Here is a 10,752-nt window from a genome sequence, read left to right on the forward strand (position 1 = left end):
ATCAACAACTCCTCTATCGTCAGGTAAGATGCCATGGTCCGTCTATACGCTATCCTTGCAACAGTTGTTTTGGCCGTAGGTCTGGGGGCCATGTGGCTGCTGACGCGCGGCGCAGGCTCGGACGACAAATTCGCGCAGTGCCGGTCCAGCCAGATCGCAGGGGGTACGGCCACCATTGGCGGGCCCTTCGAACTGATCAACGGCAAGGGCGAGACTGTGACCGACAAACAGGTGATAACCGAACCTACGCTGGTCTACTTCGGCTATACCTTCTGTCCGGATGTTTGCCCCTTTGACATGTCCCGCAATGCCGAAGCGGTGGATATTCTGGCCGAACGCGGGCAATCGGTGACGCCGCTGTTTATCTCGATCGACCCGGATCGCGACACACCCGAAGTTATGGCCGATTACGCCTTTAACCTTGGTGGTAAGACCATCGCCCTGACCGGCACGCCCGATCAGGTCAAGGCCGCCAGCAAGGCCTATAAGACCTATTATAAGGCCCATGACAAAAGTGATGAGTACTATCTGGTTGATCACTCGACCTTTACTTATCTGGTCACACCCCAGGACGGGTTTATCGAATTTTTCGATCGCAATGACACAGCCGAGCAGATGGCTGACAAGGTGGGCTGCTTTCTGGACAAGATCTAGAACGCAACGGTCTGTTTGACCTTTGCAATGGCGCTGCTATTACTCATGTTTAAGCCAACGGCGTGAATTAGCGGAAAGAATAGAATATGGCGGACAGCTCTGACCTCGACATCGGCCCGGATAAATCGCTGTTATTGGTGGATGATGACGAACCGTTTCTGAGACGTCTGGCCAAGGCCATGGAAAAACGCGGGTTCGAGGTTGAAACCGCGGGCTCTGTCGCCGCTGGCCGCGCAATTTCCACAGCCCGCCCGCCTGCATATGCGGTTGTTGACCTGCGGTTGGAGGATGGCAACGGCCTGGATGTGGTCGAAGTGCTGCGCGAAAAGCGCCCCGACAGCCGGGTTGTGGTTCTGACCGGGTACGGCGCGATTGCCACCGCTGTGGCCGCAGTCAAGATTGGTGCCACCGACTATTTGTCGAAGCCCGCCGACGCCACCGACATCACCAACGCATTGCTGGCCAAGGGCGACGAACTGCCCCCGCCGCCGGAAAACCCGATGAGCGCGGATCGCGTGCGCTGGGAGCATATCCAGCGGGTCTATGAGCTGTGTGATCGCAACGTCAGTGAAACCGCGCGACGCCTGAACATGCACCGCCGGACATTGCAACGGATCTTGGCGAAGCGCAGCCCGCGATGAGATCGTGAGTTTAGCTTGCGCATAACAGACCAGAACTCATGAAGCCGGAAAACCGAATTGAGTCTCGACAGGCGGCTATCAAACATATGCTTTGTCGCGGCTGATGGCCCGCAACCCCTGAAGACTTTAATTTAGTGTCTGTTAACCAATTTGTGTTTTCGTTAAGTTCAATATTTATATTTTCCGAACAAATAGTTGAGATGTATCGAAGTGTCGCCGCTCCCTAATACGCCATACGAAAGCCTCCGTATTTCCAACCCTGCCCTTAAGGTCATTGTCTCTGTTGTCACCTGGGCAGCAGAGAGATTTGGGTTTTGGGCGCGACCACGAAAGGGCGCTGCGGGTGAGCTTTCCGAAATGAACATTTTGGACAACCTGTACTGGGTCTATAAAAGTAAGAACCCCATTCAGCAGCCTGAAGCGGAGCTGGATCAGTCCTGCTTTATGACTAAAACGGCCGTACGACTTTCAACCGCTGACATCAGTGACACATCAAATTCGGTCACTCTGAGCTTTGCCGGGGACATTCTAAGAACCCACAGGGCCAGTGTCGCAAAAGATCAGGTATATGCTGAGATCGAAGATCTTTTGTTTCAGGATGATATTTTGGTCGCCAACTACGAGTCACCTGTAACGACACAGCCTTTGATTGACGAAGTGATCGGGGACGCTGGCCCGCCGATCGAATGTGCGTCGGAAGAACAGTTCGATGCTTTGACCAGCCATAACGAGAGGTTCATTGATGTTTTGAACCTTGCAAACAACCATATTCTCGACATGGGTGTTGAGGGGCTTGAGACGACTCTGAACGTCTTAAGTGACAGAAATATCATGCAAATCGGTGTGAATGAGAGTTTGACAGAAGCCACAGCCGTCAAAACGATCGAACGAAAAGGGATAAAGTTCGGATTTGCGTCCTGCGCTTTTGGTACCAACGGCCACGCGCTTCCAGAAGGTCAAAAGCAGAGCATCAATATCGCCAAGCTGACTTCAAAACATCAAGCGCCGGACACCACCCTTCTAAAGACACAGATCTCGAACGCAAAAGCGGCTGGCTGTGATCTGGTTATTGGGATTATTCATTGGGGTCATGAGTTCGAGCTGTTCCCGCGCCGAGCGCAGCAAGAGGCCGCACAGGACTTGGCCGAATTCGGAGCTGATCTTATCGTCTGCCACCACCCCCATGTCCCTCAGCCGATTCAGCTGTATCGCACGCAGACCGGAGATCGGACGGTGCCAATCGCCTATTCCCTAGGAAGTCTGCTGTGGGGTTTCGCCGATAGAGACATTGCCAGCAGCACGATTATGCAGATTGAAGTACAAAAGACTGAGGGCAAGGCCGAAATAACAAATCTGAAGGCGACGCCAGTGCGTTGGCATGCCCATGAGATTGACGGTAACGTCTTTCAGAAGGTGGCGCGATCAGAAGGCTGATAGTGGTCAGGGCCCAATCTCGGCCATCAATGCCGAATGTCTATGCGTATAGGCACATCTTACTTCAACGGGTGGCCGCAATTTGATCTGCAGCCCTTCCATAATAACCCTGTCCGGGCGGCCGAAGAATTTTGTCGCCTCGGCCTCGGAAAAGCCCGCGATCTGGGTGGCTTCCATCCAGGCGCTGATCTTGTCGGCCTTTTTGATTTGCCGTTTAACCGTTTTAGGCACCGCAGCGGGCAGGCCAAACCGGATGTGGATCGCCGCAGCCAGCCGGTCATCCAGTGCGCCATAGTCGGGACCGACAGCGGATTTGACCGGAGAGATCATATCTCCGATCACGTATTCCGGCGCATCGTGTAGCAGGGCCGCCAGCCGCCATTTGACCGGTGCCTTGGGGGCAATACGACCAAAAAGCTCTTCGACCAACAGCGAATGCTCGGCCACCGAATAGGCGAAATCCCCATGTGTCTGCCCGTTCCAGCGGGCCACAAAGGCCAGCCCATGCGCGATATCCTCAATCTCGATATCCACCGGTGTTGGGTCCAGCAGGTCCAGCCTGCGCCCGGACAGCATTCTTTGCCATGCGCGGGGTTGTGTTGCCATTCTGCCATGCCTTGTGAAGTGGGACACATTAAGTTCGCATTTTTGTGGTAAGCTGTACCTGTCAAGATCACCAGCTGCCAACTTTTTCTTGAGCAATCGTGCTTTGAACAAGCGCGCGGTGATACCGACATTTGTACCGAGGGGGGCGCATGCTCCTCCCGGTGTGCCCCTCTCGGACGTAACTCGTATCGAAAGGAGCTTGCTATGTTCAAGCGTTTGTTAGGAATTGCTCTGGCCTTTGGTATGGCCGCCACTGCACCGCCTGCCTTTGCCCAGCAAAGCTGTGCGCTGCGTGATCAACTGATTTCAACGCTACAGGACAATTATTCCGAGGAACTGGCCTTTGGCGGATTGCAAAAATCCCGTGGCTCGCAATCGGTGATGGAGGTCTGGACCTCTCAGGAAACGGGTAGCTATACCGTTTTGGTGACACGTCCGAACGGCATCAGCTGCATTGTCGCCGTTGGGACTGACTTTTTCCAAGCGATCCCCAAAATCAAGGTAGAGGGCATACCAAGTTGATTTTGGCGGCTTAAAACCCCGTTTCCGGCCATCTGCGTTGCCACGTCCCAAAAGGGATGCTAGGGCAACCCGGATTGAATTATACCGGAATGGAGCACCTGATGGCCGGGGACTATATCGTCAAAGACATTTCGCTGGCCGGGTTTGGCCGCAAAGAACTGGATATTGCAGAGACCGAGATGCCGGGCCTGATGGCCCTGCGCGCGGAATACGGTAACGCAAAGCCCCTGAAGGGCGCGCGTATTGTCGGGTCGCTGCACATGACCATCCAGACAGCCGTTCTGATCGAAACACTTGTGGCGCTGGGCGCGGATGTGCGTTGGGCGTCGTGCAACATCTTCTCAACCCAGGACCACGCGGCGGCGGCGATTGCCCAAGCCGGTATCCCGGTGTTCGCCATCAAGGGCCAGACTCTGGAAGAGCATTGGGATTATCTGGACAAATCCTTCCTGTTCACCGACGGCCCCAACATGATCCTGGACGATGGCGGCGATGCGACGCTGTATATCCTGCTGGGCGCCCGCGCCGAAGCGGGCGAAGACATCATCCCCGTACCGGGCTCGGAAGAGGAAGAGGTGATCAAAAAGCAGATCGCCAAGCGGATGGCCGCGTCCCCCGGCTGGTTCACCAAAATGCGCGACCAGATCCAGGGCGTGTCCGAAGAAACCACGACCGGTGTGAACCGCCTGTATCAGCTGGTGAAAGACGGCCAACTGCCGTTCCCAGCGATCAACGTCAACGACAGTGTCACCAAGTCGAAGTTCGACAACAAATATGGCTGTAAGGAATCGCTGGTCGACGGTATCCGCCGCGCCACCGACACTATGATGGCTGGTAAAGTTGCCGTGGTCTGTGGCTATGGTGACGTGGGCAAAGGCTCGGCCGCGTCGCTGCGCGGTGCCGGTGCCCGTGTGAAAGTGACCGAAGTTGATCCGATCTGCGCCCTGCAGGCCGCGATGGACGGGTTCGAGGTTACGCTGCTGGAAGACGAAGTTGACAGCGCGGATATCTTCATCACCACGACCGGCAACAAGGATGTGATCCGCATCGAGCATATGCGCGCGATGAAGGACATGGCCATCGTCGGCAACATTGGTCACTTTGACAACGAAATTCAGGTGGCTAGCCTGAAGAACCACAAGTGGACCAACATCAAGGAACAGGTGGACATGATCGAGATGCCCTCGGGCAATCGTCTGATCCTGCTGTCCGAAGGCCGCCTGCTGAACCTGGGCAACGCCACCGGTCATCCGTCTTTTGTGATGTCGGCTTCGTTCACCAATCAGGTGTTGGCCCAGATTGAGCTGTTCACCAAAGGCGATCAGTACGAAAACAAGGTCTACATCCTGCCTAAACATCTGGACGAGAAGGTTGCACGCCTGCATCTGGACCGTATCGGCGTGAAGCTGACGCAGATGGACAGCGAACAGGCATCGTATATCGGTGTGAATCCGGAAGGCCCCTATAAGCCTGAACATTACCGCTATTGATTGCGGGTCAGGCATGACCAAACCTTCTGGACGCCGTCGGATATTGCATCTGGCGGCGTCTCTCGTTTTCTCAGCACTCGCCTTGGTGGTTTTGATGGGTGGGGGTGGCTACTGGCTTTTGTCCCACCCGCAATCACCGGTTCCGGACCACTGGAACCCTTTGCGAGATCTGACCATTACGGCTCGGGTCACGCCGGTCACACCTGTGCAAATGCGACGAGCTTTGGCCGATGAAACGCAGTGCAGGGCCGCATTGGCCGGGGCGGGGGTAAGCTTTTCACTGGTCGAGGATCTGATTGTCGACGAGAAATGCGGAATAGCCGGGCGCGGGGTTCTCTCGGGCTTAACCACGGCCAGCGTCAATGGCGTCGAGACCCGTTGTGCCACGGCTCTGCGAATGGCCATGTGGGAACACCATGTGGTCCAACCGGCCGCGCGCGAGATGTTGGGCAGCAGGGTGCGCAGCTTGCGCCACCTGGGCAGCTATAGCTGCCGGCGAATGCGCACCGCGCAGGGAAAGGACAGCGGTTGGAGCAGTCATGCCACCGCTGATGCCATCGATATTGTCGGGGTCGAGTTGGCAGATGGGCGAAGCCTGAGCCTGCTGTCGGACTGGACAACACCCGGACCCGAAGCAGATTTTCTACACCGGATTGGCCGGGGTGCATGCGAATGGTTTCGGGTGGTACTTGGGCCAAACTACAACCGGCTGCATGCGGACCACTTCCATCTTCAGGGACCGGGTTGGGGATATTGCAGATAACCACCGGTCGGTTAGTAGGTGCCATGTCGGCGCGCTGCACTGGTTTCAACATTTTCCCGCTGCGCCCTAAATCCAAACCACCTGACCCTTGCAGAAGGCCAGAATCAGGCATTGTGGTACGCGGAGTCTATCTGTGCTGCCATAATTTCGCTTACGGGGAATGACCTGAAATTTTCCCTTTGTGTAAACAGAACAACTGACTAACCTTCCGACACCTGTTCATAGGCGCATTGAAAATCGCAGCCAAAGCTGCTCAACGGGAGAAATATTCATGGGAAAACGCGACGAACTGATCGCCAAATACGCAGATGATCTGAAAAACAAATGCGGGATGGACCCCGACATGGACCTCTTGACCAAGGTCACAATCGGATGTGGTCCGGCGATTTATGACGCCGACGCGTCGACCGTGGCAGCCACTCAGTCAGGTGAGCTTGAGACCGTCAAAAACAACTTCCTGGTCAAGAAACTGGGCCTTTCCGACGGCCCCGAGTTGATGGAAGCGATCAACAAGGCGCTGGAAACCTATGGCATGTCCGAGCGTAACAAGTATCGTGCTGTCGTTTACTATATGCTGACCAAGCATTTCGGCAAAGAGTCGGTCTATAGCTAAATCCGGGTTTCGACCAATCAGCGCCCGCCCGATCTGTGGCGGGCGTTTCCAATTTTAGGTACTTGTTGTTTGTGCCAAACCGGCCAAATGGGCTAGTGTCAGTTTGTGACCAGGACGGTCAGAACCGAAATTCTATACGCGTGTGGTGAGTCGGGAGCACGCGGGGTAGGGAAGGTTCTGCATCTGTCAGGACCTTCCCTTTAATCAATCCGACTTCGTCTGCCCCAGATCGCAGATCACCTGCCACTCGGCATCGCTGACCGGTTGTACGGACAGGCGGGAATTCTTGACCAGAACCATCTCATCCAGACGTTCATCCACTTTGATCTGATCCAGCGTGACCGGGATGGTGAACGGGCGCACGGCTTTGATATCCACACATTCCCAACGCTCATCCTCGGTGGTGCTGTCTGGATGGGCTTCGGCGCAAACCTCAACGATGCCGACAATCGCCTTGTCTTTTTGCGAATGATAGAAAAAACCACGGTCGCCCACGGCCATCTGCCGCATGAAATTGCGTGCCTGATAGTTGCGCACCCCATCCCATTCTTCGCCCTCTGCGCCCTTGGCGACTTGCTGGTCCCAACTCCAGGTCGAGGGTTCGGATTTGAACAGCCAATACGCCATCAGCCGACCACCTTTTTCCAGACGATCAGATCAACCGACTGGAACAGACCTGCTTTGGCATAGGGATCTTTGTCGGCCCAGTTTTGCGCCGCCGTCATATCCTCGACCTCGAGGATGATCAGTGATCCGATCATCGCATCGCCTTCCAGAAGGGGTCCGGCCTGGGCAACAACACCGGTTTCTTCGATATAGGCAAGATGGGCGGAACGGTTATCCAGCCGGGTTTGCAGCGCGTCGGGTTTATCCTTGGCGACAAGGGCGATCAGCATGTTATTCCTCCTTCAGGGGTCGGTTCAGCAGCCAGCGCATGGCTTCACCAACGCTGCATTCTCCGGTGCTTATTTCTGACACGATGGTGCTAATGGGCATGTCCAAATCTTCTGCTTTGGCAATTTTGGCCAAAGCCTTGGCCGTGGCAACACCTTCGACGGTTGTGTTTGTGTCAAAAGCATCCTGACGCCCAAGCGACAGGCCAAATCGATAGTTCCGGGACAGTTCGGAACAGCAGGTCAGTACCAGATCACCCATACCCGACAGGCCCATCAATGTTTCAGGGCGGGCCCCGCGCATCAGCGCAAAGCGCTGCATCTCGGCAAAGCCCCGCGTCATAAGGGCGGCCCGGGCGCTTTCGCCCATGCCCTCGCCAATACAGGCGCCGCATCCGATGGCCATGACGTTTTTCAGGGCCCCGCCGAGCTCGGCGCCAACAGTATCCGCAGTGCGATAGAGGCGCAGATTTGTGGTGCTCAATTCATGCTGCAGGTCACGGCCAATCGCATCATCCGCACAAGCGAGGGTCAATGCGGTGGGAAGGCCGCGCGCGATGTCGTCCGCAAAGCTTGGCCCGGTCAACAGCGCAGCGCGTGCCTCTGGGACGGATTCACGGATAACGGAAACCGGCCCAAGGCCCGAGGTCAGCTCTATCCCTTTGCAGCAGGCGACCAGCGTTTTATCTCTGAGGGTAGCGGAATGCGCACACAACGCGCTCCGCAATTTCTGCATCGGCACGGACAGGAGGATGATTTCGCTTTCTGCCGCCAGATCAGCGTCCGAAGTAACCGTAATCGCCTTGGGCAAAGGTGCATTCGGCAGGCGCGCGCTGTTTACGCGATGGTTCTGCATCATCTGGGCCTGTTCCGGATCCCGAGCCCATAGCGTGACGGGGCCTTTCCCGGCCAGCGAAATCGCCAGAGCTGTTCCAAACGCTCCGGACCCCAGAACCGACACGCTCATGCTTTGGCTCCTTTTTTGCCGCTGCCCAACATGGCCGGGCTGGTTTGATCCAGAGGCCAACGCGGACGCGCGGTCAGGGTCAGATCATCGCGGGCACCCGTGCGGAAACGTTCAATTCCGGCATAGGCGATCATGGCGGCATTGTCGGTGCACAGGGCTAACGGAGGGGCGGTAAATCGGGCACCTTTTTCGACGCAGATAGACTCTAACACGGTACGAATGGCTGTATTTGCCGCAACGCCGCCCGCAACAGACACAACCGCCTCCGCAGGGCCTTCCAATCGGTAAAGGTCGATTGCGCGGCAGGTTTTCTCGGCCAAAGTGTCCACGATCGCCTGTTGGAACCCGGCGCAAAGATCGGCGCGGTCCTGTCGCGTCAGGCCACCTTTTTCGGCCACGATCTGGTCGCGCATTCGCATCAGCGCGGTCTTGAGCCCGGAAAAGGACAAATCGCAACCCGGACGGTCCAGCAGTGGCCGCGGAAACCGGAACCGTTTGGGATCGCCCGTGCGGGCTTCGACCTCGACCGAGGGGCCACCGGGTTGCGGCAGGCCCAGCAGGCGGGCTGTCTTGTCAAAGGCCTCGCCCGGGGCATCGTCGATGGTGCCGCCAAGGCGGGTGAACTCCTCGGGCCCATGGGCAATCAGGTATTGGCAGTGTCCGCCCGAAACCAGCAGCATCAGATAGGGAAACGCGATCCCGTCCGTCAGGCGTGGCGTCAGCGCGTGACCGGCCAGATGGTTGACTCCGATCAATGGCAGGCCCGTGGCGGCACTGATCCCTTTGGCGCACATGACGCCCGACATAACCCCCCCAATCAGGCCGGGACCGGCGGTTACGGCAATAGCGTCCATGTCGGCAAGGCCCAAACCTGCGGCCTCTAACGCCTGCATCACACAGGTATCCAGCTTTTCCGCATGGGCGCGGGCGGCAATCTCAGGCACCACGCCACCAAATGCGCTGTGCAATTCGGTCTGGCCATAGACAACCGAGGACAGCACCTCGGCGGCTGTATCATCGGATTGGCGCACGACTGCGGCGGCCGTGTCATCACAGCTGCTTTCCAACCCGAGGACAGTAAGTGTTTGCACCATTGGCCTGATCCGTTACACCTTGGTTGCCAAGCGGGGTATCACCCTGCGCGGATGCAAACAATCCCAAGGCCGAAGGCGCCAACTGTTGTATTTGTTGATGACCCGCCCGCGCGCTGCGTCTGAAAGGTTCGTCGCGCAGTTGCCAACCCGCATCAGAAGCCGGGTAGAGGTTATCCATTCGCCGATCCTGGAAATAAAACCTTTGGCGGTGCAAGTGCATGCGGATGAAGCAAAGGGGCTGATCTTTACTTCGGCCAACGCCGTTAATGCGGCGATGTCTTTAGATGTATCTCGAAAGATGCCGGCCTTTTGTGTGGGTCCTGTTACCACCGGAACGGCCAAAGGCGCTGGCTGGGATGCCCGGATGGTGGGTGCTACCGCCGAAGAGCTGATTGCAAACCTGCTAAAGCACCGGCCCCAAAGCCCGCTGCTTCATCTTCGGGGGGAACACAGCCGTGGTAACATTGCTGAACGGTTGACCGAATCCGGTCTGGCTGTGCGTGAACAGCCTGTCTATAAACAGCACCTGTTACCGCTCACAGATCGGGCAGGCGCCGTTGCTGAGGGCAATGAACCGGTGATTGCCCCCATATTTTCACCCAGAACAGCGCGACAATTTGCCGACATCTGGGTGGGTTCGGCACCACTTTGGCTGGCTGCAATCAGCGAGGCCACGGCTGAACCCCTTTATTCCTTGGATTATGTCCGCCTGAAGATTGCCAAAGAGCCGACACCGAAGAAAATGCGGAAAGCCGTTAAAAAGCTTGTGAAACATGCGATGCGGGTTGAGGGCGGCGAGGCCACAGATTAACTTAGTCTGGTTAGTTGTTCAGGTTGTTTTGGATTCGAAAAGGGGAACATTGCGGTGGCTGGTAAGAAGAAAACCGATCAAAAGCCGGAAGATGACCCCAAGGCTGAGGCAGTCGAGGACATTGTCCAGACCCCGGATGAGGCACCTGTTGACGATGCTGCCCCCGTAGAAGAAACGCCTTCCGAAGCCGAAGCCGAAGCCGAAGCCGAAGCCGAAGCCGAAGCCGAAGCCGAAGCCGAAGCCGAAGCCGAAGCCGAAGCCGAA

General features: G+C 56.7%; 13 protein-coding genes and 1 pseudogene. 9 read left to right on the plus strand and 5 right to left on the minus strand.

The genetic code is table 11. The features are described 5' to 3' along the window. Positions 1-33: 33 nt before the first annotated feature. The 3 genes from AC2FLG_RS18060 (at position 34) to AC2FLG_RS18070 (ending at position 2,729) form a co-directional block, all read left to right on the plus strand. On the plus strand, positions 34-654 hold the full coding sequence (locus tag AC2FLG_RS18060) for an SCO family protein (protein ID WP_281973374.1): 621 nt from the start codon (positions 34-36) through the stop codon (positions 652-654). Positions 655-740: 86 nt separating this feature from the next. Next, the gene (locus AC2FLG_RS18065; RefSeq protein ID WP_142637470.1) at positions 741-1,295 is read left to right on the plus strand and encodes an ActR/PrrA/RegA family redox response regulator transcription factor; all 555 of its coding nucleotides are present in this window, start codon (positions 741-743) and stop codon (positions 1,293-1,295) included. Positions 1,296-1,652: 357 nt separating this feature from the next. Next, positions 1,653-2,729, plus strand: a complete 1,077-nt coding sequence (locus AC2FLG_RS18070) for a CapA family protein (RefSeq protein ID WP_496707394.1) — start codon at positions 1,653-1,655, stop codon at positions 2,727-2,729. A 6-nt stretch (positions 2,730-2,735) separates the two neighbouring features. On the opposite strand, the gene AC2FLG_RS18075 is transcribed toward AC2FLG_RS18070, so the two are convergent. Continuing rightward, on the minus strand, positions 2,736-3,335 hold the full coding sequence (locus AC2FLG_RS18075) for an HD domain-containing protein (protein ID WP_271950659.1): 600 nt from the start codon (positions 3,333-3,335) through the stop codon (positions 2,736-2,738). A 204-nt stretch (positions 3,336-3,539) separates the two neighbouring features. Between AC2FLG_RS18075 and AC2FLG_RS18080 the strand changes: the two genes are divergently transcribed. From AC2FLG_RS18080 to AC2FLG_RS18095, 4 genes are all read left to right on the plus strand, one after another. Beyond that, positions 3,540-3,857 (plus strand): hypothetical protein, encoded by a 318-nt coding sequence (locus AC2FLG_RS18080; protein ID WP_142637476.1) that lies wholly within the window; start codon positions 3,540-3,542, stop codon positions 3,855-3,857. 101 nt (positions 3,858-3,958) lie between these two features. Beyond that, the gene (ahcY, locus tag AC2FLG_RS18085) at positions 3,959-5,347 is read left to right on the plus strand and encodes an adenosylhomocysteinase (RefSeq protein ID WP_281995843.1); all 1,389 of its coding nucleotides are present in this window, start codon (positions 3,959-3,961) and stop codon (positions 5,345-5,347) included. Between the two features lie 13 nt (positions 5,348-5,360). After that, positions 5,361-6,110 carry an extensin-like domain-containing protein gene (locus AC2FLG_RS18090; RefSeq protein WP_496707396.1) on the plus strand — a complete coding sequence of 250 codons (750 nt, stop codon included), beginning with the start codon at positions 5,361-5,363 and terminating at the stop codon, positions 6,108-6,110. 271 nt (positions 6,111-6,381) lie between these two features. Next, a complete protein-coding gene (locus AC2FLG_RS18095; protein WP_496692583.1) occupies positions 6,382-6,723 on the plus strand; it encodes a DUF2853 family protein in 342 nt (113 codons plus the stop codon). Positions 6,724-6,927: 204 nt separating this feature from the next. On the opposite strand, the gene AC2FLG_RS18100 is transcribed toward AC2FLG_RS18095, so the two are convergent. From AC2FLG_RS18100 to tsaD, 4 genes are read right to left on the minus strand one after another with little or no spacing between them, the layout of a single operon-like run. Continuing rightward, positions 6,928-7,350, minus strand: coding sequence for an EVE domain-containing protein (locus AC2FLG_RS18100; RefSeq protein ID WP_281995804.1), 423 nt, complete (start codon positions 7,348-7,350; stop codon positions 6,928-6,930). After that, entirely contained in the window at positions 7,350-7,619 is a 270-nt protein-coding gene (locus AC2FLG_RS18105; RefSeq protein WP_496707397.1) for a YciI family protein, read from the minus strand. The genes AC2FLG_RS18100 and AC2FLG_RS18105 overlap by 1 nt, the downstream gene beginning before the upstream one ends. Before the next feature lies 1 nt (position 7,620). Further along, positions 7,621-8,583, minus strand: coding sequence for an NAD(P)H-dependent glycerol-3-phosphate dehydrogenase (locus tag AC2FLG_RS18110; protein ID WP_496707399.1), 963 nt, complete (start codon positions 8,581-8,583; stop codon positions 7,621-7,623). Then, positions 8,580-9,677, minus strand: coding sequence for a tRNA (adenosine(37)-N6)-threonylcarbamoyltransferase complex transferase subunit TsaD (gene tsaD, locus AC2FLG_RS18115; RefSeq protein ID WP_496707400.1), 1,098 nt, complete (start codon positions 9,675-9,677; stop codon positions 8,580-8,582). Before tsaD ends, AC2FLG_RS18110 begins: the two co-directional genes overlap by 4 nt. A gap of 97 nt (positions 9,678-9,774) precedes the next feature. Here tsaD and AC2FLG_RS18120 point away from each other — a divergent pair, with 97 nt between their 5' ends. Together AC2FLG_RS18120 and AC2FLG_RS18125 are read left to right on the plus strand one after the other, a co-directional pair. Beyond that, a complete protein-coding gene (locus AC2FLG_RS18120; protein ID WP_142637490.1) occupies positions 9,775-10,488 on the plus strand; it encodes a uroporphyrinogen-III synthase in 714 nt (237 codons plus the stop codon). 54 nt (positions 10,489-10,542) lie between these two features. Beyond that, positions 10,543-10,752, plus strand: a pseudogene (locus AC2FLG_RS18125) (hypothetical protein); the annotation flags it as partial.

It is taken from the genome of Ruegeria sp. CDSA193 (genome assembly GCF_059611885.1).